At 63.3% G+C, this 18,523-nt stretch carries 21 protein-coding genes; 17 read left to right on the top strand and 4 right to left on the bottom strand.

Annotated elements, in window-relative coordinates:
* The first annotated feature begins 55 nt into the window (after positions 1-55).
* The 13 genes from cysT (at position 56) to LU684_RS07135 (ending at position 11,068) form a co-directional block, all read left to right on the top strand.
* On the top strand, positions 56-874 hold the full coding sequence (cysT, locus tag LU684_RS07195) for a sulfate ABC transporter permease subunit CysT (RefSeq protein WP_012274724.1): 819 nt from the start codon (positions 56-58) through the stop codon (positions 872-874).
* Between the two features lie 11 nt (positions 875-885).
* A complete protein-coding gene (gene cysW, locus LU684_RS07190; RefSeq protein WP_016502135.1) occupies positions 886-1,758 on the top strand; it encodes a sulfate ABC transporter permease subunit CysW in 873 nt (290 codons plus the stop codon).
* Between the two features lie 3 nt (positions 1,759-1,761).
* Positions 1,762-2,751 (top strand): sulfate/molybdate ABC transporter ATP-binding protein, encoded by a 990-nt coding sequence (locus LU684_RS07185; RefSeq protein WP_232894372.1) that lies wholly within the window; start codon positions 1,762-1,764, stop codon positions 2,749-2,751.
* A 383-nt stretch (positions 2,752-3,134) separates the two neighbouring features.
* Positions 3,135-3,935 (top strand): energy transducer TonB, encoded by an 801-nt coding sequence (locus LU684_RS07180; RefSeq protein WP_232894370.1) that lies wholly within the window; start codon positions 3,135-3,137, stop codon positions 3,933-3,935.
* Positions 3,936-3,965: 30 nt separating this feature from the next.
* On the top strand, positions 3,966-4,685 hold the full coding sequence (locus tag LU684_RS07175) for a MotA/TolQ/ExbB proton channel family protein (protein ID WP_060516819.1): 720 nt from the start codon (positions 3,966-3,968) through the stop codon (positions 4,683-4,685).
* 1 nt (position 4,686) lies between these two features.
* Entirely contained in the window at positions 4,687-5,088 is a 402-nt protein-coding gene (locus LU684_RS07170; RefSeq protein ID WP_016489711.1) for an ExbD/TolR family protein, read from the top strand.
* A 294-nt stretch (positions 5,089-5,382) separates the two neighbouring features.
* On the top strand, positions 5,383-5,964 hold the full coding sequence (locus LU684_RS07165) for an alpha/beta hydrolase (protein ID WP_016489710.1): 582 nt from the start codon (positions 5,383-5,385) through the stop codon (positions 5,962-5,964).
* A gap of 64 nt (positions 5,965-6,028) precedes the next feature.
* Positions 6,029-6,859 (top strand): sigma 54-interacting transcriptional regulator, encoded by an 831-nt coding sequence (locus LU684_RS07160; RefSeq protein WP_232894368.1) that lies wholly within the window; start codon positions 6,029-6,031, stop codon positions 6,857-6,859.
* 175 nt (positions 6,860-7,034) lie between these two features.
* Positions 7,035-7,820: a MetQ/NlpA family ABC transporter substrate-binding protein gene (locus tag LU684_RS07155; protein WP_016489708.1), complete on the top strand. Its 786-nt coding sequence runs from the start codon at positions 7,035-7,037 to the stop codon at positions 7,818-7,820.
* 303 nt (positions 7,821-8,123) lie between these two features.
* Positions 8,124-8,789 carry an amino acid ABC transporter permease gene (locus LU684_RS07150; RefSeq protein WP_016489707.1) on the top strand — a complete coding sequence of 222 codons (666 nt, stop codon included), beginning with the start codon at positions 8,124-8,126 and terminating at the stop codon, positions 8,787-8,789.
* Entirely contained in the window at positions 8,770-9,429 is a 660-nt protein-coding gene (locus tag LU684_RS07145; RefSeq protein WP_016489706.1) for an amino acid ABC transporter permease, read from the top strand. Before LU684_RS07150 ends, LU684_RS07145 begins: the two co-directional genes overlap by 20 nt.
* Entirely contained in the window at positions 9,426-10,199 is a 774-nt protein-coding gene (locus LU684_RS07140; RefSeq protein WP_016489705.1) for an amino acid ABC transporter ATP-binding protein, read from the top strand. The genes LU684_RS07145 and LU684_RS07140 overlap by 4 nt, the downstream gene beginning before the upstream one ends.
* Positions 10,196-11,068 carry a transporter substrate-binding domain-containing protein gene (locus LU684_RS07135; RefSeq protein WP_016489704.1) on the top strand — a complete coding sequence of 291 codons (873 nt, stop codon included), beginning with the start codon at positions 10,196-10,198 and terminating at the stop codon, positions 11,066-11,068. Before LU684_RS07140 ends, LU684_RS07135 begins: the two co-directional genes overlap by 4 nt.
* A gap of 34 nt (positions 11,069-11,102) precedes the next feature.
* Here LU684_RS07135 and LU684_RS07130 read toward each other — a convergent pair whose 3' ends face one another.
* Complete coding sequence (locus LU684_RS07130) at positions 11,103-13,466, bottom strand: penicillin acylase family protein (RefSeq protein WP_232894356.1); 2,364 nt, start codon at positions 13,464-13,466, stop codon at positions 11,103-11,105.
* A gap of 87 nt (positions 13,467-13,553) precedes the next feature.
* Between LU684_RS07130 and LU684_RS07125 the strand changes: the two genes are divergently transcribed.
* The gene (locus LU684_RS07125; protein ID WP_060516816.1) at positions 13,554-14,120 is read left to right on the top strand and encodes a sugar O-acetyltransferase; all 567 of its coding nucleotides are present in this window, start codon (positions 13,554-13,556) and stop codon (positions 14,118-14,120) included.
* Here the strand turns inward: LU684_RS07125 and LU684_RS07120 are convergent.
* The gene (locus LU684_RS07120) at positions 14,099-14,668 is read right to left on the bottom strand and encodes a DUF6436 domain-containing protein (RefSeq protein ID WP_060516814.1); all 570 of its coding nucleotides are present in this window, start codon (positions 14,666-14,668) and stop codon (positions 14,099-14,101) included. The two genes, LU684_RS07125 and LU684_RS07120, sit on opposite strands and share 22 nt — an antisense overlap.
* 229 nt (positions 14,669-14,897) lie before the next feature.
* Between LU684_RS07120 and LU684_RS07115 the strand changes: the two genes are divergently transcribed.
* Complete coding sequence (locus LU684_RS07115; RefSeq protein WP_096426887.1) at positions 14,898-15,824, top strand: alpha/beta hydrolase; 927 nt, start codon at positions 14,898-14,900, stop codon at positions 15,822-15,824.
* Here LU684_RS07115 and LU684_RS07110 read toward each other — a convergent pair whose 3' ends face one another.
* Positions 15,825-16,577: a DUF2059 domain-containing protein gene (locus tag LU684_RS07110; RefSeq protein WP_232894354.1), complete on the bottom strand. Its 753-nt coding sequence runs from the start codon at positions 16,575-16,577 to the stop codon at positions 15,825-15,827.
* 113 nt (positions 16,578-16,690) lie between these two features.
* Between LU684_RS07110 and LU684_RS07105 the strand changes: the two genes are divergently transcribed.
* Entirely contained in the window at positions 16,691-17,323 is a 633-nt protein-coding gene (locus LU684_RS07105; RefSeq protein ID WP_024718090.1) for a 2OG-Fe(II) oxygenase, read from the top strand.
* On the top strand, positions 17,310-17,801 hold the full coding sequence (locus LU684_RS07100; protein WP_023047250.1) for a DUF523 domain-containing protein: 492 nt from the start codon (positions 17,310-17,312) through the stop codon (positions 17,799-17,801). Before LU684_RS07105 ends, LU684_RS07100 begins: the two co-directional genes overlap by 14 nt.
* Before the next feature lie 50 nt (positions 17,802-17,851).
* On the opposite strand, the gene LU684_RS07095 is transcribed toward LU684_RS07100, so the two are convergent.
* Entirely contained in the window at positions 17,852-18,340 is a 489-nt protein-coding gene (locus LU684_RS07095) for a transporter substrate-binding domain-containing protein (protein ID WP_016489696.1), read from the bottom strand.
* Positions 18,341-18,523 lie beyond the last annotated feature (183 nt).

Raw genomic sequence — 18,523 nt, 5'->3', positions numbered from 1 at the left:
GCTTGCACCGGCCCGGGGTTGATTCCGGGCTTAGTGCGTTCAACCAGGGATACTTATGTCACGTCGTATTTCCCCCGTCATACCCGGCTTCGGGCTGACGCTGGGCTACACCTTGGTGTACCTCAGCCTGATCGTGCTGATACCGCTGGCCGCCATGTTCATTCATGCCTCGCAGCTGACCTGGGAGCAGTTCTGGAACATCATCAGTGCGCCGCGGGTGATCGCCGCACTCAAGCTGAGTTTCGGCACCGCCCTGTTCGCCGCCATCATCAACGGGGTGATCGGCACCCTGCTGGCCTGGGTGCTGGTGCGCTACACCTTCCCGGGGCGCAAGATCATCGACGCGATGATCGACCTGCCGTTCGCCCTGCCCACCGCCGTTGCCGGTATCGCCCTGACCGCCCTGTACGCGCCTGCGGGCTGGGTTGGCCAGTTTGCGACCGACCTTGGCTTCAAGATTGCCTACACCCCGTTGGGCATCACCCTGGCGCTGACCTTCGTCACCTTGCCGTTCGTGGTGCGCACGGTGCAGCCGGTGCTGGCCGACATCCCGCGTGAAGTGGAAGAGGCCGCTGCCTGCCTGGGGGCCAAACCGCTGCAGGTGTTCCGCCATATACTGGCGCCAGCGCTGCTGCCGGCCTGGCTCACCGGCTTTGCCCTGGCCTTCGCCCGCGGTGTGGGCGAGTATGGTTCGGTGATCTTCATTGCCGGCAACATGCCGATGAAGACCGAGATCCTGCCGCTGCTGATCATGGTCAAGCTCGACCAGTACGACTACACCGGCGCGACCGCCATCGGCGTGCTGATGCTGGTGGTTTCCTTCATCCTGCTGCTGCTGATCAACCTGCTGCAGCGCCGCATCGAAACCCCTTGAAGGAGGCCGGCATGTCCAGTTCATCCCTGAGTGCAAGCGCCGCCGCCAACGCCGCCCGCCGTGGCAGTGCTACGTCGCGGCGCATTCTTATCGGCCTTGGCTGGCTGGTGTTCGCCCTGTTCCTGCTGCTGCCGCTGGTGATCGTGGTGTCGCAGGCGCTGAAGAACGGTTTTGGCACCTTCTTCGAGGCGATCTTCGAGCCTGACGCCTTGTCGGCGCTGAAGCTGACCCTGCTCGCCGTAGCCATTTCGGTACCGTTGAACCTGGTGTTCGGTGTCAGCGCCGCCTGGTGCGTCAGCAAGTACACGTTCCGTGGCAAAAGTATCCTGGTCACCCTGATCGACCTGCCGTTCTCGGTATCGCCGGTAATCGCCGGCCTGGTCTACGTGCTGATGTTCGGCGCGCAGGGCCTGTTCGGGCCTTGGCTGCAGGACCATGACATCCAGATTGTCTTCGCCCTGCCGGGCATCGTCCTGGCGACCATCTTCGTCACCGTGCCGTTTGTGGCCCGTGAGCTGATCCCGCTGATGCAGGAGCAGGGCACGCAAGAAGAGGAGGCTGCGCGCCTGCTGGGCGCCAATGGCTGGCAGATGTTCTGGCACGTGACCTTGCCCAACATCAAATGGGGCCTGATCTATGGCGTGGTGCTGTGTACTGCACGGGCCATGGGCGAGTTTGGCGCGGTGTCGGTGGTGTCGGGCCACATTCGTGGCGTGACCAATACCTTGCCGCTGCATGTGGAGATCCTCTACAACGAGTACAACCACGTCGCGGCCTTCAGCGTGGCCAGCCTGTTGCTGATCCTGGCGCTCTTCATCCTGCTGCTCAAGCAGTGGAGCGAGAACCGTATTAACCGCCTGCGCCACAGCGCCGCGGAGGAATGATTCATGTCGATCGAAGTTCGTAATGTCAGCAAGCGCTTCAACAGCTTCCAGGCCCTGAACAACATCAACCTGGACATCAACAGTGGCGAGCTGGTGGCGCTGCTTGGCCCGTCCGGCTGTGGCAAGACCACCCTGCTGCGCATCATTGCCGGCCTGGAAACCCCGGACCAGGGCAACATCGTGTTCCATGGCGAGGATGTGTCCGGCCACGACGTGCGTGACCGCAACGTCGGTTTCGTGTTTCAGCACTACGCGCTGTTCCGCCACATGAGCGTGTTCGACAACGTCGCCTTCGGCCTGCGCATGAAGCCCAAGGGCGAGCGCCCGAGCGAGAGCAAGATCGCCGAGAAAGTGCACGAGTTGCTGAACATGGTGCAGCTGGACTGGTTGTCCGACCGCTACCCCGAGCAGTTGTCTGGCGGCCAGCGTCAGCGTATTGCCCTGGCCCGCGCCTTGGCAGTGGAGCCCAAGGTGCTGCTGCTGGACGAGCCGTTCGGTGCGCTGGACGCCAAGGTGCGCAAGGAGCTGCGGCGTTGGCTGGCGCGGCTGCACGAGGACATCAACCTGACGTCGGTGTTCGTCACCCACGACCAGGAAGAGGCCATGGAAGTGGCTGACCGCATCGTGGTCATGAACAAGGGCGTGATCGAGCAGATCGGCTCGCCGGGCGAGGTGTACGAGCAGCCGGCCAACGATTTTGTCTACCACTTCCTGGGCGACTCCAACCGCCTGGCGCTGAGCGAAGGGCACCATGTGCTGTTCCGCCCGCATGAGGTGTCGTTGTCACGGCATGAGACCGAAGGGCACCATGCTGCCGAGGTGCGGGATATCCGGCCGTTGGGCGCTACCACGCGGGTAACGTTGAAGGTGGAAGGGCAGAGCGAGCTGATCGAGGCCGAGGTGGTCAAGGACCATGACAGCCTGACCGGGTTGGCGCGGGGAGGGACGTTGTTCTTCCGGCCGAAGGTTTGGCAGAAGGTGGCGGATATCTGATCTGCCCTTGATGATGAGAAGCCCGGGCTTGGTCTCGGGCTTTTTTATGCCTGTCGGATTGCCGGGGCTGCTCCGCAGCCCATCGCGACACAAGGCCGCTCCCACAGGGAGCTGCAATTTCCTGTGGGAGCGGCCTTGCGTCGCGATCGAGGGCGCAGCCCTCGCGGCAATCTCATGCCTTACGCGAATATTTTGCATGCCCCCAATGCATAGCCTTTAGCCATGAAAGCCGCAGCCCACGCAATCCGTGGCTTTCACGGCCCCCCTCAAAAACAATATTCAATTCAGTTATAACCATAATTTTAAACATTACTTTAAGAGATAAGCCTCTGGCCCCGATGATTCAGCCACACACCTGAATCGAGACCCCAGGAGTTTGATCAATGGGTAATGTCCAGTCGGCCGTCAGGGCCTACGACCAGCCATGGCGCCCGGCCCCGGGTGACCTGGTCGAGCTTGGACGCACGCTTCGCCTCCCGCTTGGCCAGCTGCGCCTGCAACGCACGCCCGTCAGCGGTCTCAAGCGCCGCGACAAGCTGGTGTTGGGCCTGCTGGTGCTGGCCCTGCATGGCGCCGCAGCGTACTGGGTCAGCCAGGCGCCAACGCCCGAACTGCCGGTGGTGCCGCCACAGGTGCCGCCCATGACTATCGAATTTGCTGCGCCTGCACCGCCTGTGGTCGAGCCTCCGCCGCCAGCGCCCGCGCCGCCCGTGGTCGAGCCACCACCGCCACCACCGGTAGTCGACGAACTGGCCGCCAAGCCCAAACCCAAGCCAAAGCCCGTGCCTAAGCCTGTGGTCAAGCAAGCGCCCAAGCCACAGCCCAAGCCGGTCGAGGCAGCACCGCCAGCGCCGGTGGCCGCCCCCGCACCGCCTGCGCCTGCGCCACCCGCGCCGGCCCCGATAACCCCGGCATCGGCCAACGCCGCGTACTTGAAGAACCCGGCACCGGAATACCCGCAAATGGCCCAGCGCCGTGGTTGGGAAGGCACCGTGCTGTTGCGCGTAGAGGTGCTGCCCAGCGGCAAGCCCGGGCAGATCCAGGTACAGAAAAGCAGTGGCCGTGACGCCCTCGACGCTGCCGCGCTGGCCGCGGTCAAGCGCTGGAGCTTCGTACCCGCCAAGCAGGGCGATGTGGCCCAGACCGGCTGGGTCAGCGTGCCGATCGATTTCAAGCTTCGCTAACTATTTCGCAGAACACAGGAAGACATCATCATGAGCCTGCTGGCATCCCCTCTCGAATCCGTTGAAAGCGCAGTCATCTGGCTGCTGGTCGGTTTTTCTGTCGTCACTTGGGGCCTGGCCCTGGTCAAGGTTGCGCAGTTCGTGCGGCTTAAAAACCAGGACAAGCGCTTTCATAAGCAGTTCTGGGCTGCCTCCAGCCTGGACTCGGCCGCTGAACTCAGCCATGAGCTGCCCGGGCCGGCTGCTCGCGTTGCCCAGTCCGGCTACGCCGCGATTGCCGTTGGCGATACCCAGGCCAACGACCTGAGCCACGCTATCAACCACCAGGACCGCCTGGAGCGCGCCTTGCGCCAGCAGATCGTGCGTGAGCGCCGCTCGCTGGAAACCGGCCTGGCGGTGGTCGCCAGTATCGGCAGCACCTCGCCCTTCATCGGCCTGTTCGGCACCGTGTGGGGCATCATGGAAGCGCTCAAGGGCATCAGTGCGGCCGGCTCCGCCAGCCTGGAAACCGTCGCCGGGCCCATCGGTGCGGCACTGGTGGCTACCGGGGTGGGCATCGCCGTCGCGGTGCCTGCGGTGCTGGTGTACAACTACTTCCTGCGTCGCCTCAAGCTGACCGCCGCCGACCTGGATGACTTCGCCCACGACTTCTACAGCCTGGCGCAGAAGAGTGCCTTCCGCGTGCTGGTGCACCCCGCTGTGCAAAAAACCCAGGCTGGTTTCACCCAGCCGGTAAAGGAGGCGTCCTGATATGGCCTTTTCGACCCAGGACAGCGACGAAGTCCTCAGTGAAATCAACGTCACGCCCTTGGTAGACGTCATGCTGGTGTTGCTGGTGGTGTTCATCGTCACCGCGCCGCTGCTGACCAATGCCATCCCCATCAACTTGCCCAAGACCGAGGCCGTTGCCCCGGTGGAGCAGAAGGACCCACTGGTGGTCAGCATCGACGGCGAGGGCAAGCTGTTCATCAACAAGGACCAGATCCAGCCTGACCTGCTGGAGACCAACCTCAAGGCCGCCAAGGACAAGGACGCGAACGTTCGCGTGCAACTGCAGGCCGATGACGGCGTGAACTACGGCGAAGTGGCGCGGGCCATGGCAGCCATCGAACGTGCGGGGATCAGCAAACTGGCGGTGATCACCGCGCGCTGATGGCTGCAAAACTTCTTCAGGCAAGTGACTCACGCAAGTGCGTTGGGGCCATATCTCTTGGCAGGGGTAGGCCCTTTTTTTTGCCTGTGAGGGCCCTGTCGCCGGCAAGCCAGCGCCCCCAGGTATTGTGCTGCCCTCAGGCTTTGTGCAGTCCCTGTGAGAGCTGGCTTGCCGGCGATAGGGCTATCGGCATAAATTACATATAGTTATTAATAAATAGCTTCTTATTCCTTTACGAATATAACTCCCTCCCTATACTTGTCTCCAAGCACGCAAACTACTGGAGGCGTCCCCATGCGCAATGAGTCTATTCGTTACCTGATTGTGCCGGGCTGGCAAGGATCGCCAGACAACCATTGGCAGAGTCACTGGCAGCGTACCCTGCCCAACAGTGCGCGGGTCGAGCAGCACGACTGGCTCACCCCGCAACGTCAGGACTGGGTGCGGGCGCTGGAGCAGGCGGTTGCCGCCGAGCGTGCGCCGGTGATCCTGATTGCCCACAGCCTTGGCTGCATCACTGTCGCCCATTGGGCCGCGCAGGCCAGCCCGGCCTTGCTGCGCAGGGTGCGTGGTGCACTGCTGGTGGCGCCGGCAGACGTCGAGCGCCCCACCTGCGCGCCAGCCCTGCGTAACTTTGCGCCGATCCCTGGCGAAGCGCTGCCGTTTCCCAGCCAGGTAGTCAGCTCGGACAACGACCCGGCCGTGAGCGTGCCGCGGGCGCTGTACCTGGCCCAGGCATGGGGCGCCGAAGCGGGGTTGCTGAGCAATGCCGGGCACATCAACGTCAAGTCCGGGCATGAGCGCTGGGAACAAGGCTTCGCCTACTTGTATCGCTTGCAGAGCCGGGTTGAGCAGCGCGCACTGCGTCGCGCCTGACACCCCTTGCTGTTTACCGTTTACCTGACGCCCGGCCATTGCAGGCCTGGGGCGGGAGTTCGTCATGACGCTTCAACACCCGTTTGGCCAGCCACTGCTGACCTTCCCTGAGCTGGACAAAAGCCCGCTGAGCATCCGTGCCAAGGCCTTGGTGTTCATCGACCCGCGTTCGCAGCAGTTGCGTGAAGACCTTGAGCGTCTGGCACCGCAACCCTTGCCCGTGCTGATCCGGGGCGAAACCGGCACCGGCAAGGAACTGTTGGCCCGGCAGATCCATCGTGCCAGCGACCGTGGAGGGCTATTCGTGTCGGTCAACTGTGCGGCCATCAGCCCCACTTACGCCGATGCCGAGCTGTTCGGCTATAGCGCCGGCAGCCATGGCGGTACGGCCAGCAGCCGCGCCGGCTGGTTCGGTTCGGCCAACGGCGGCACGCTGTACCTGGATGAGATTGCCGACTTGCCGCTGGCCATCCAGGGCAAGCTGCTGGCGGCCCTGGAAAACCGCGAGGTCACCCGGGTGGGCGCACAGCAGCCACAGCCGGTGGATGTGCGCCTGGTCGCCGCCACCAGCATCGACCTGGCGCGCGTGGTACGTGCCGGGCGTTTCAACGAGCGCCTGTACCAGTACTTGCGCGAGGGTGCGCTGGAACTGCCGCCACTGCGCGAGCGGCCGGGCGATATCCTGCCGCTGGCCGAGTATTTTGTGGGCATCTACAGCGCGCGTCTGCAGCGGCCTGTGCCATTGGTAAGCGAGGCTGCGCAGCAGGTGCTGGAAGCGCATTTCTGGCCTGGCAATACCCGCGAACTGGAGAACGTCATTCACTTTGCCTTGCTGGTGAATGACGGCGCGGAGATCAAGCCTGAGGACCTCGACTTGCCCAACACCGCGGGCTAGACATCGCTCATAAGCAAAGTGGCTGGTGGCATTTTGTTTTTGGAATAAGCAGCTAAATAAAAGATATTGTTACGGAATAAAAAATCTAGGTATTGTCCGCCTCACGCCCGCTGGTGAACCGGTTGGGCACCCGATTCGCCATCGCCGATGGCCCAGATTCAGAACAAGGACCACCATGAAGAAGACCCTGCTGACCACCGCCCTGGCCGCTGCCCTGTCGTTCTCAGGCCTGGCCGCCGCCGCCGAGAAACTGGTGGTTGCCGCTACCCCGGTACCCCACGCCGAGATTCTTGAGCTGATCAAGCCTGCTCTGGCCAAGGAAGGCGTGGACCTGGAAATCAAGGTCTTCACCGACTACGTGCAGCCGAACGTGCAGGTGGACCAGAAGCGCCTTGACGCCAACTACTTCCAGACCCTGCCTTACCTGAAGAGCTTCAACGAAGGTAAGGGCACGCACCTGGAAACGGTGATCGGCGTACACGTCGAACCCTTCGGTGGCTACTCGAAGAAGATCAAGAACCTGTCTGAGCTGAAGGAAGGCGCTACTGTGGCCATCCCTAACGAAGGCAGCAACAGCGGCCGCGCCCTGATCCTGCTGCAGAAGGCTGGCCTGATCACCCTGAAAGACCCGAAGAATGCCCTGGCCACCCCCAAGGACATTGCCGAAAACCCGAAAAAGCTGAAGTTCCGCGAGCTTGAGTCGGCCATGCTGCCGCGTGTGCTGGACCAGGTTGACCTGGACATGATCAACACCAACTACGCGCTGGAAGCCGGCCTGAACCCGGCCAAGGATGCGCTGGTGATCGAAGGCGCTGACTCGCCATACGTGAACTTCCTGGTTGCCCGCCCGGACAACAAGGACAGCGAAGCCATCCAGAAACTGGCCAAGGCCCTGACCAGCCCGGAAGTGAAGGAATTCATTGCCAAGAAGTATCAGGGGGCTGTGCTGCCGGCGTTCTGATTCGCTTGCGATACCCTGCATAACCCAACGCCGACACCCCTGTGTCGGCGTTTTTGTTTCTGTATCTTGGGCCGCTTTGCGGCCCAATCGCGACGCAAGGCCGCTCCCACATGGGTTCGGCGTACGCGGGCCATTGTGGGAGCGGCCTTGCGTCGCGATTGGGCTGCAAAGCAGCCCCAGGATGTATGCCCGGTGAAAAATGCTTGGTGATATGCATATGCAATAAAGGTATTTATTAAAAATTTTTTAGATCATTAGAGTCTAGCAATCGTGCCCCGCGCACCCTGCAGACTTGCTCTACCCATGACCCTCGACACCGCATTCATCCTCAGCACGTTACCCGCCTTCCTCAAGGCCGTGGGCGTGACCTTGCAGGTAGGCCTGATCGCCATTGCCACCTCGCTACTGGTCGCCCTGGTCAATGCCACGCTGCTGGTACTACGCACCCCCTACCTGTGGCGACTGGTCAAAGCCTACGTGGAGCTGGCGCGCAACACGCCGCTGCTGATCCAGCTGTTCTTCGTCTACTTCGCCTTGCCGAGCCTGGGGCTGAAAATTTCCGGTTTCAGCGCAGCGATCATCACCATGACCTTCATGGGCGGTGCCTATCTCACCGAGGTGTTGCGGGCCGGCATCGAGGCCGTGCCGCGCGCCCAGCTCGAATCCGGGCGCTCCATCGGCCTGTCCGAGGGCCAGTTGCTGCGCCATGTGGTGCTGCCCCAGGCCACTATCCTCAGCTTGCCGGCGCTGTTCGCCAATTTCATCTTCCTGCTCAAGGAAACCACCGTGGTGTCGGCGGTGGCCGTGCCGGAAATCCTCTACACCACCAAGAACTACATCGCGCTGTACTACAAGACCTACGAAATGCTCACCGTGCTGACCTTGCTCTGCGTGCTGCTGTTCCTGCCGCTGTCGTTGCTGCTGCGCTACGTGGAAAGGAGGCTGCAACATGGCCAGTTCGGCATCTGAACTGTTGCTGCAGGCGTTGCCGCAGCTGGCTGGCGGCGCCGCGCAGACCTTGGCCATCTCGGCGCTGGGCATCCTGTTCGCAACGCTGGGTGGCGTGCTGTACGGCGTGCTGGCAACCGTGGGCAACCGTGCCCTGAACATCGTCTTGCAGGTGTACCTGGAGCTGTTCCGCGCCATCCCGGTGCTGGTCTGGCTGTACCTGGTGTTCTTTGGCCTGCCGATCTTCTTTGCCCTGAGCATCCCCAGCTTCTGGTGCGCCGTGCTGGTTTTGGCCCTGTGGGGCGCCAGCGAGGTGGGCGAGGTAGTGCGCGGTGCATTGGCTTCGCTGCCACGTGGCCAGCGCGAGGCCGGGCTGTCGATCGGCCTGGCCGGCTGGCAGCTGTATGGCTACGTGTTGCTGCCCCAGGCACTCAAGCGCATGACCCCGCCGACCATCAACATCTACACGCGGATCATCAAGACCAGCTCGCTTGCGGTGCTGATCGGCGTGGTCGAGGTGATCAAGGCCGGCCAGCAGATCATCGAACGCACCTACGAATCGGTGCTGATCTACGGCGCCTTGTTCCTGTTCTTCTTCATCATCTGTTATCCGCTGTCCGCCGCTTCGCGCGTGCTGGAACGCCGCTGGGCACACTCATGAGCGCATTGATCGAATTCCAGGGTTTCAACAAGTTTTTTGCCGAGCACCAGGTGCTCAAGGACGTCGACCTCAAGGTGGCGGCCGGCGAAGTGGTGGTCATCCTCGGCCCCAGCGGTTGCGGCAAGAGCACGCTGCTGCGCTGCCTGAACGGCCTGGAGCAGGCCCACAGTGGCCACCTGCGGCTGGGCGGGCTAGAGCTGCTTGACCCGCGCACCGACTGGCGCCACGTCCGCCAGCGGGTGGGCATGGTGTTCCAGAGCTATCACCTGTTCGGCCACATGAGCGTGATCGACAACCTGCTGCTTGGCCCGCTCAAGGTACAAAAACGCGAACGCGCCGAGGCCCAGGCCCAGGCCGAGGCGCTGCTGGCGCGGGTCGGCCTGCTGGACAAACGCGACGCCTTCCCCCGGCAATTGTCCGGCGGCCAGCAACAGCGCATCGCCATCGTGCGCTCACTGTGCATGAACCCCGAGGTGATGCTGTTCGACGAGGTTACCGCCGCCCTCGACCCGGAAATGGTCAAGGAGGTGCTGCAAGTGATCCAGGGCTTGGCCCGCGACGGCATGACCTTGCTCATCGTTACCCACGAAATGGCCTTCGCTCGCGCGGTGGCCGACCGCATCGTGTTCATGGAGGCCGGCAGGATCCTTGAACAAGGCGACCCCGAGAGCTTCTTCACCAAACCGCAGACCGCACGCGCGCAGCAGTTCCTGGAGAAATTCTCCTTCGTAGAAAGCCTGCCAAAGACACTGCACAAGGAACTGTCATGAAAACTGCCAACCTCACCAAACTGCTGGCGCCGTTGTTCGGCCTGGCCCTGCTCGCCGGTTGCAACAAGGCCGAAGAACCGCCCAAGCCGGCAGCGGCGTCGCCAGCCACCAGCTACCTGGAAACCATCAAGGCCCGCGACAAGCTGATTGTCGGGGTGTTCACCGACAAACCGCCGTTTGGCTTCGTCGATGAAAAAGGCCGCTATGTGGGCTTTGACACTGACATCGGCCGGCGCCTGGCCAAGGACCTGCTGGGTGATGAAAACAAGGTCGAGTTCGTTGCCGTGGAACCGGCCAGCCGTATTCCGTTCCTGCAGAGCGACAAGGTCGATCTGATCCTCGCCAACATGACCGTCACCCCGGAGCGCAAGGAAGCGGTGGACTTCACCAACCCCAACCTGCGCGTTGCCGTGCAGGCCATCGTTGCAGATGGCAGCCCGGTGCAGAAGCTTGACGACCTGGCCGACAAAACCATCATCGTCACCACCGGCACCACGGCCGACATCTGGCTGACCAAGCACCACCCTGAGTGGAAACTGCTCAAGTTCGAGAAGAACAGCGAGTCGCTGCAAGCCCTGGCCACTGGCCGTGGCGATGCCTATGCCCAGGACAACCTGATCCTGTTCAGCTGGGCCAAGCAGAACCCGGGCTACCGCGTGCTGCCGCAGCTGCTGGGTGACGAAGCGCCGATTGCGCCAGCGGTCAAGAAGGGCAACACCGAGCTGCGTGACTGGGTGAATGCCGAGCTGGCCAAGCTGGGGGAAGAGAAGTTTCTGCTGAAACTGTATGACCAGTATGTGCGCAAGGAACTGAGCGATGACACCAAGCCGGAAAGCGTGATTGTAGAAGGCGGCAAGTGGCAGGGCTGACCGCGTAATTGGGGCTGCAAAGCAGCCCCATCTATCACCCACCCGGTACCAGCCTCAGGGTACTCTGCGCTGGAATCACCCCCATCTGCGCCCGCTGATACTGCCCCTGCACATACCCCTTGGCCTGGTCTGCATAATGCCTGTCGAACGGCACGCCACTCTGCCCGACCGGGTTGATGGTCAGTGCCTGCCCGGCATCGGCAAAGTCGATCAGCCGCCGCGTCGACGGCCCATAGGTCACCGGCCATGGCGCCGGGCCGATCTTCGCCGAGAGGTTGTTGGGCACTTCATGGGTACCGGGTGCGGCGAACGGCCCGACGTTGAACAGCAGGTTCAGCGGCTTCTTTACCCCCAGCGGGTGGTTGTGGGTCAGGGTATGCGCCTTGCCCCATTGCCAGCGGGCCGGGTCGCTGCCCAGGGCGTCACGCAAGTGCTTCAAGCTGCTCTGCCAAGCCGTGCGCACGACTGCGGTACGGTCGGTACGCTGGTTGCCACCGCGGGTGTTCCACCAGGGTGAGTCGGCATCCGCGGCCAGGCGTGGCAAGGCAGCGTCGATGGCGCGGGTGCTGATCAGTACCGGGAACCACGTGTCGCCCAGTTCGTCATGCATGGCCGCGAATGCCAGTTCGTAGAGGAACTGGTTGAACAACGTGGCGCTGGTCGAGTCCAGCGGGTAGTCGCCGCGCCAGGCAGCCAGCTGCTCGACCAGCTCCTTTTCTTCGTCACCTTCGGCCACCGCGCGCAGCGTTGCCAGCAGCGGTGCAAGGGTGCGTGGACCGTGATCGCTGGCCGAGTCCAGCTGCAGTGCCTGGCTGTTCTGCGTATCCCATTTCACATCAGGGTTGGCCAGCTGTCGGTCGAGTTGGCGGCCACGGTCGGGCAGGTTGTAGTAACCCGGTATCGGCACCGCTGCCGGCGGCTGGTAGTTGGCCGAGACGATATAGCCGCGGGCCGGGTTTTCCTGCTGCGGGTTAACGTTGAAAGGGTAGAAACCGAGCTTGTCGGCCTGCGCGCTGGCACCGTCGAGGATGAATGCCGGGTCGACGCCGTCGGGGCGGATTGGCAGCTTTGCCGCCGCCCACCAACCGATATCGCCACCCGCATTGGCCCAGACAAAGTTAAGCCCCGGCGCGTGAACCTTGGCAGCGGCATCGCGCATCTTGCCCAGGGTATCGGCACGGTTGAGCTGGTAGAAACCTTCGAGGATCGGGTTTTCGGTTTCCAGAAACGCCCACCACATGGCGATTGGCGTTGACCCGGCCGTGGCGCCCAGCACGTCGTTGACGATCGGGCCATGGGGCGAGCGGCGCAGGCTGAGGGTCACCGGCGCTTCGCCTTTCACCGCGATCTGCTGTTCGGTCTTTTGCAACGCCTGCCATTTGCCGTCGACCATGACCTGGTTGGGGTCGGCAGGGTTGGTGCGCTCGGCGATCAGGTCGAGGTCGTCGTTCTGGAACATGGTCAGGCTCCAGCCGAAGTCGCGGTTATGGCCCAGCAAGGCGAACGGGTTGAGCGCCTGGAAGTAGCCATACAGGTTGAAGCCGGGTGCTGACAGTTCGGCCTCGTACCACACCGCGGGCACCGCGAAGCCGATATGCGGGTCGCCGGCCAGCAGCGGCTTGCCACTGCGGGTATGGCTGCCGGCCACTGCCCAGGCGTTGCTGCCTTCGAACTGCGGGATACCGGCCTCGCCCAGTGCGTCATGGCTGAGCCGGGCGAGGGCCTCCAGGCTTTGCCAATCGGCAGCGGCCAGTGGTGTGCCGAGGGCGCCTTCGGGCTGCCAACCGAGGTCGAAGATGTTCAGGTATTCAGGCCCCAGCTGGTCGCGGATGTAGGTCAGTGCGGGCTCGGTGCGAAACGCGGCCGCGAAGCTGTAGGCCAGGTAACCGGCGATGCTCAGAGTGTCTTCGGCGGTGAACGGACGCGGCGTGATGCCGAGCAGGTCGAACTCCATGGGCTTGGGATGGCTGGCCTGCCAGCTGTTGACCCCGTCGAGGTAGGCTTGCAGGGCCTGCCAGGCAGGTGACTGCGGGTCCTGACGGCTGGCCATCAGGGCGGCCTGCTCGCGAATGCGCAGGCTGCGGAACAGGGTGTCGGTGGGTAGCAGCTTGTCGCCAAGCACCTCGGCCAGTTCGCCACGGGCCAGGCGCCGCATTATCTCCATCTGGAACAGCCGGTCCTGGGCATGCACATAGCCCAGGGCGCGATACAGGTCTGGCTCGCTCTGCGCTTGCAGGTGCGGCACGCCGCGGGCGTCGTAGCGCACGCTGACCGGCGCTTGCAGGCCGGCCATGGCCACCTCGCCCTCGCGCTGTGGCAGTTTGCCCTGCACGTACCAGTAACCGACGCCAGCGGCTACGGCCACAACCACGGCCAACAGGGTCAGGCTGCGCTTCATGCAGACTCCTTGTGCGTTCAAGCAGAAAATGTGGTCCGATCATCGGTGGATTCGCGAACAGAGCATAGCCCCCAGGAAGGAGTTTCCATGTCCCTCAGCGAAAAACAGAAAATGCTCACAGGCCAGCTCTACCACGCTGGCTGCCCTGAGCTGCAAGCCGAGCAGATCGCCAACAAGCACTGGATGCACCGTTACAACAGCAGTGTCGAATTGCTCAACGAGGCACGTCATGGGTTGCTGGTGGAGCACTTTGCCCACGTTGGCGAAGGCACGGTGATCCGCCCGCCGTTCTATTGCGACTATGGCTACAACATCAGTATTGGCCGCAATACCTTCATGAACTTCAACTGCGTGATCCTCGATGTGGTGCCGGTGCGTATCGGCGATGACTGCCAGATCGGCCCCAACGTCCAGATCTACGCCGCCGACCATCCGCTCGACCCCGAAGTGCGGCGCAGCGGGCTGGAGAGCGGGCGGCCGGTGACCATTGGCAACAACGTGTGGATCGGCGGCGCGGCGATCATCCTGCCGGGGGTGACCATTGGCGACAATGCCGTGGTGGGTGCCGGTAGTGTGGTGACCCGGGATGTGCCGGCGGGTGCGACGGTGGTGGGTAACCCGGCGCGGGTGCGTCAGCCCGCCCAGGGGCAGTAGCAGCCCACTGCCAGTGTATTGGAGGCGCTGACCTGGCGGCCGTCGAGCAGGGCCTTGAGCATTGGCTCGACGAAACTGTTGCTGGCATTGCACACCGCACCCTCGCTGTAGGGGCCGAAGTAGGCCAGGCGGCCTTGCCGGTCCCAGATGGCCACGGCCGGGGAGGCGGGCAGGTGCTCGCTGCCGGGCAGGTTGGCGATGGGCTTCAGGGCGGTGAGGTTGGCGGGCAGTTGGCCGTGGCTGCCGGGCTTTTGCAGCACGTGGAAGGTAACGCCGCGGCCTGCGAACTGGCTGACCAGGTCGCCCAGGTGCTGCTGGTTGCCGACATTGCACGGGCACGCGGGGTCCCAGAAATGCACCACACGAACCGGGCCGGGGCCGGCCAGCTCGGCCGGTAGTTGCAGCTGGCTGCCATCGAACAGCGTGGCCTGGTTGACGAACGGGCGCAGGTAGCGGGCTTGAAAGGTGGTGTAGGCCTGCCAGAGTATGACGGCGCTGACCAATAAGGCGATTACCGTGCACAGCGGTTTGATGATTCGGCTATTCATGACGACTCGGTGACCCTTTGTGGGGGCGGGCTTGTCCCGCGAAGCAGGCGACGCGGTGGATGGCCCCGGCGTTGCCGGTGTTCGCGGGACAAGCTCGCTCCCACAGTGATCGCGCCAGCTTTCAGTCTTTGTGCAAGACAGTGGTTGTTCAAAGGTGAGCAAGCTTGCCATGACGCCGGCCAGAGCTGAAGATTCCAGATCAATACTTGCATCAATGTGGATGTGCTCGATGCCCGCTGCTTTTCACCCCGACCTCCTGCGCACCCACCTGGCGCCGTTGGCCGCTCGCCAGCCGTTAACGACCGAGGCGCAGGGCTACCAGCGCTTCTACGGCCTGAACTTGCCGGTACACAGCTGGCTGGGCGGTTTCCAGGCGGCGGGCTTCGACCTGGTCGGGCAGGCCTGGTTGCCCGACCAGCCCACCGCGACGCTGTTCTTGCTGCACGGCTACTACGACCACATGGGCCTCTACCGGCATGTGATCGAGTGGGCACTCAAGCAGGGTTTCGCCGTGATCAGCTGCGACCTGCCCGGCCACGGCCTGTCCAGTGGTGAGCGGGCCAGCATCAGTGATTTCGCAGTGTACCAGCAGGTGCTGGACGCCCTGTTCGAACAGGCGCGCCTGCTGCAACTGCCGCGCCTTTGGCACCTGTGCGGGCAGAGCACGGGCGGCGCCATTGCCGTGGACCACCTGCTGCACCAGGGCGCACGCAGCCCGATCAATGGCCAGGTCATCCTGTTGGCACCGCTGGTGCGGCCGTGCTCCTGGCGTTGGTCGAAGTTCAGCTATCGGGTGCTGCGGCATTTCGTCAACGGCATCGAACGACGCTTCAGCGAGAACACCAACGACCCGGCCTTCCTGCCGTTCCTGGAAGCCGACCCGCTGCAACCGCGCCGCTTGCCAACCGCCTGGGTGGGTGCACTGATCGCCTGGGTCAAACGCATCGAGGCCGCGCCACGCAGCACGCGGCAGCCGTTGATCGTGCAGGGGGAGGCCGATGGTACGGTGGACTGGCCTTACAACCTCGCAGTGCTCAAGGCCAAGTTTGCCGAGCCGCAGATCCTGATGTTGCCCGAAGCCCGTCACCACTTGGCCAACGAGCTACCGGGCATCCGCCAGCGCTACTTCGACTTCATCGACCAGCGGCTGGGCTGATCATTGCAGGTCGTTGGCGCTCTGGCCAACCGCCAGGCCAGCGCGGACAGCGGCCAACGCCGCCTGGTAGTAGGCCTTGCCGTCCGGCGACTTGGCAAAGGTGGCGAACGCTTCCAGCTCGGCATCGGACAAGTCGCGGTAGACGTACAGCAGCGTGTTGTTGAGGTCTTCGCCAATCTGCCCCATCAGCCGTTGGCGCTGGCCGTCTAGCAGGCCCTGGGCCTGGCCGCCGCCGAACAGGCCGGGGATCATCGAACTGAGGCTATCGGCCGCCACACCGGCGATGGCCAGGCTCACTTCGGCGCCGGCTTCACGCGCTGGCAGGGCCTGGGCCAGGTGGCCGATGACCAGCAGGCGGTCGTCGCTGGCCTGGATCTTCGGCAGGCCCTTGGCGTTCTTGGCCAGCTCGTCCTTGCGGGTGGCCTTGAGTTCGGCTGCTACCACCTTGCGCCCTAGCGGTGACTGGAAGAACGCCAGGGCCGGAGCCGGGTTGGCCAAGGTGGCGCGCAGCTTTGCCTGGGCGCGGCGGTCCACCGCCTGGGCCTGGAAGCGCTGGTTGCTGTTGTTGACCAGCGCCTGGTAAACGGCGGGTGGCAAACTGTTGCGGTAGCGTTCCTGGGCGGCGCTCAGGGCATCGTTGAAGTGGGCGCGCTGGTCGGGCCAGCCGGCGGCCTTGTACAGTTGATCCAGGTTGTCTGCCCAGACAGGCACGGTGCAGATCATCAGCAGAATCAGGGAAAACAGACGGCGCATTCAGGACTCCTGTCGGCAGGTGGCTATTGTCCTTGGCCCGGCGCCGGTTTGTCGAGATATCAGCGTGTTTCTCGGCCAAGTGGCGCTGTGCGCCGACAGGGCGAATGGATATGATGCGCGCCATGCACATATCCCCTGAACACCCGATGCTTGCGGCCGTCGTCGACGATCTGGCCACCCATGGCTGGTCCCAGCAGGCACTCTTTCTGCCTGCCGAACTGGTGCGCGCGCTGGCAGCCGAGTGCCGTCGCCGTGATGCCGAGGGCGAGCTCAACCCGGCGGGGGTGGGGCGCGGTGCTACCCAGGAGGTGCGCGAAGCCATTCGCGGTGACCAGATCCAGTGGATCGACCCCGGGCAGGCAGAATCCTGCGACCAGTACCTGACGGCCATGGACCAGTTGCGTCTGGCAATCAATCAGGGCCTGTTCCTGGGCCTGGAAGACTTTGAGTGCCATTTTGCCCTGTACCCTCCGGGCGCCTTCTATCGCCGGCACCTGGACCGCTTTCGCGACGATGACCGGCGCATGGTGTCGGCTGTGTTGTACCTTAATGAAGGCTGGCAGCCGCAGGACGGTGGCCAGTTGCGCATGTTCCTGGCCGGCGACGTAGAGCATGACGTGGAGCCTGTGGCGGGCTGCCTGGTGGTGTTCCTGTCGGGTGAAGTGCCTCACGAAGTGTTGCCGGCCGGGCGTGAGCGGTTGTCGTTGACCGGTTGGTTCAGGCGCCGTGGCAATGACCTGTTCTGACCTGCCCAAAGTGCTGGTCAGCGCCTGTCTGCTCGGCCAGCCGGTACGCTATGACGGCCGGGCCAGCGGGCATCCGGACCTGTTGCAGCAGTGGCAGGCCGAAGGGCGCGTTGTACCGTTGTGCCCGGAGGTAGCCGGTGGCTTGCCCACCCCGCGCCCGCCAGCGGAGATTCCGGGCGGACAGGGCGGTGCAGTACTCGACGGCAGCACGCAGGTGCTGACGGTGACGGGCGAAGATGTAACTGCCGAGTTTGTGGCCGGGGCGCAACTGGCGCTGGCACTGGTGCGCCGGCATGGCATTGGCGTGGCGGTGCTGAAGGCGGGTAGCCCTTCGTGTGGTAACCGGTTGACCTATGACGGCACGTTCAGTGGTGTGAAAGTGGCGGGGGAAGGGGTGACCACGGCGCTGTTGCGGCGGGCTGGGGTGCAGGTGTTCAGCGAGCTGGAGCTGGAACAGGCGCAGCGGGCTTTGGGGTAAACCTGTACCGACCTCTTCGCAGCACAAGGCCGGTACAGGCAATACAAATCTTATTGCCCGGCTGCAGTCTCCTGCACACCCTTGAACCACTTCTGCTCAAGCTCGGCCGTGCGGCCACTGTCTTTCAAGCGCTGCAGCGCATTGTTCACGGCACTTTCGAACGCCGGGTTGTCCTTCTGGAACGGGATCACCAGTTTCTTGTCGCCAAATGGCAGGCTCACATCCAGCGGGCCGTCGCCTTTGGGCGCATTACTCGATGGGGTAAGTGCGATGTCATATTTGCCACTCTCGACACCGCTCATTACTTCTTCGGCCGGGGCTTCGACAAACTCGGCGCGCAAGTCCAGTTCCCTGGCCAGGTCCTGGCCAAATTCGATGTCGAAACCGGTCAGGTGGTCATCTTGTTTGAAGGCGTACGGCGAGTTGTCGGCCTGTACGGCAATACGCAGTTCGCCCCGGTCGGCGATTTCGTCGATCAGCTCCGCCTGGGCCAATGGACTGATCAGTACTGCCAGCAGTACCCCTATGGTCGAACGCATGATTGCCCCTTTTCTTTTAACTGATGAAAAACCTTCGCCACGGCTTTCTTCCTCGCCGTGATCGAGCGCAGCCTATGACCTTGAAGCCTCGGCATTGTTTAACCCTGACTGAAATATTTCTGTCAGGCAATGTGAACACCTTGCCGATTATTTCAACTAAGGTGAACTACCGTCGTCGGCAGA

The sequence above is a fragment of the Pseudomonas sp. NMI542_15 genome (genome assembly GCF_021283425.1).
Classification (GTDB): domain Bacteria; phylum Pseudomonadota; class Gammaproteobacteria; order Pseudomonadales; family Pseudomonadaceae; genus Aquipseudomonas; species Aquipseudomonas fortuita.
This window is presented reverse-complemented; position numbering and strand designations above follow the sequence as displayed.

Bases quoted from the DNA above. Each gene is read 5' to 3' on its own strand.
- cysT (WP_012274724.1), top strand. From the start codon at position 56: ATGTCACGTCGTATTTCCCCCGTCATACCCGGCTTCGGGCTGACGCTG.
- cysW (WP_016502135.1), top strand. From the start codon at position 886: ATGTCCAGTTCATCCCTGAGTGCAAGCGCCGCCGCCAACGCCGCCCGC.
- LU684_RS07185 (WP_232894372.1), top strand. From the start codon at position 1,762: ATGTCGATCGAAGTTCGTAATGTCAGCAAGCGCTTCAACAGCTTCCAG.
- LU684_RS07180 (WP_232894370.1), top strand. From the start codon at position 3,135: ATGGGTAATGTCCAGTCGGCCGTCAGGGCCTACGACCAGCCATGGCGC.
- LU684_RS07175 (WP_060516819.1), top strand. From the start codon at position 3,966: ATGAGCCTGCTGGCATCCCCTCTCGAATCCGTTGAAAGCGCAGTCATC.
- LU684_RS07170 (WP_016489711.1), top strand. From the start codon at position 4,687: ATGGCCTTTTCGACCCAGGACAGCGACGAAGTCCTCAGTGAAATCAAC.
- LU684_RS07165 (WP_016489710.1), top strand. From the start codon at position 5,383: ATGCGCAATGAGTCTATTCGTTACCTGATTGTGCCGGGCTGGCAAGGA.
- LU684_RS07160 (WP_232894368.1), top strand. From the start codon at position 6,029: ATGACGCTTCAACACCCGTTTGGCCAGCCACTGCTGACCTTCCCTGAG.
- LU684_RS07155 (WP_016489708.1), top strand. From the start codon at position 7,035: ATGAAGAAGACCCTGCTGACCACCGCCCTGGCCGCTGCCCTGTCGTTC.
- LU684_RS07150 (WP_016489707.1), top strand. From the start codon at position 8,124: ATGACCCTCGACACCGCATTCATCCTCAGCACGTTACCCGCCTTCCTC.
- LU684_RS07145 (WP_016489706.1), top strand. From the start codon at position 8,770: ATGGCCAGTTCGGCATCTGAACTGTTGCTGCAGGCGTTGCCGCAGCTG.
- LU684_RS07140 (WP_016489705.1), top strand. From the start codon at position 9,426: ATGAGCGCATTGATCGAATTCCAGGGTTTCAACAAGTTTTTTGCCGAG.
- LU684_RS07135 (WP_016489704.1), top strand. From the start codon at position 10,196: ATGAAAACTGCCAACCTCACCAAACTGCTGGCGCCGTTGTTCGGCCTG.
- LU684_RS07130 (WP_232894356.1), bottom strand. From the start codon at position 13,466: ATGAAGCGCAGCCTGACCCTGTTGGCCGTGGTTGTGGCCGTAGCCGCT.
- LU684_RS07125 (WP_060516816.1), top strand. From the start codon at position 13,554: ATGTCCCTCAGCGAAAAACAGAAAATGCTCACAGGCCAGCTCTACCAC.
- LU684_RS07120 (WP_060516814.1), bottom strand. From the start codon at position 14,668: ATGAATAGCCGAATCATCAAACCGCTGTGCACGGTAATCGCCTTATTG.
- LU684_RS07115 (WP_096426887.1), top strand. From the start codon at position 14,898: ATGCCCGCTGCTTTTCACCCCGACCTCCTGCGCACCCACCTGGCGCCG.
- LU684_RS07110 (WP_232894354.1), bottom strand. From the start codon at position 16,577: ATGCGCCGTCTGTTTTCCCTGATTCTGCTGATGATCTGCACCGTGCCT.
- LU684_RS07105 (WP_024718090.1), top strand. From the start codon at position 16,691: ATGCGCGCCATGCACATATCCCCTGAACACCCGATGCTTGCGGCCGTC.
- LU684_RS07100 (WP_023047250.1), top strand. From the start codon at position 17,310: ATGACCTGTTCTGACCTGCCCAAAGTGCTGGTCAGCGCCTGTCTGCTC.
- LU684_RS07095 (WP_016489696.1), bottom strand. From the start codon at position 18,340: ATGCGTTCGACCATAGGGGTACTGCTGGCAGTACTGATCAGTCCATTG.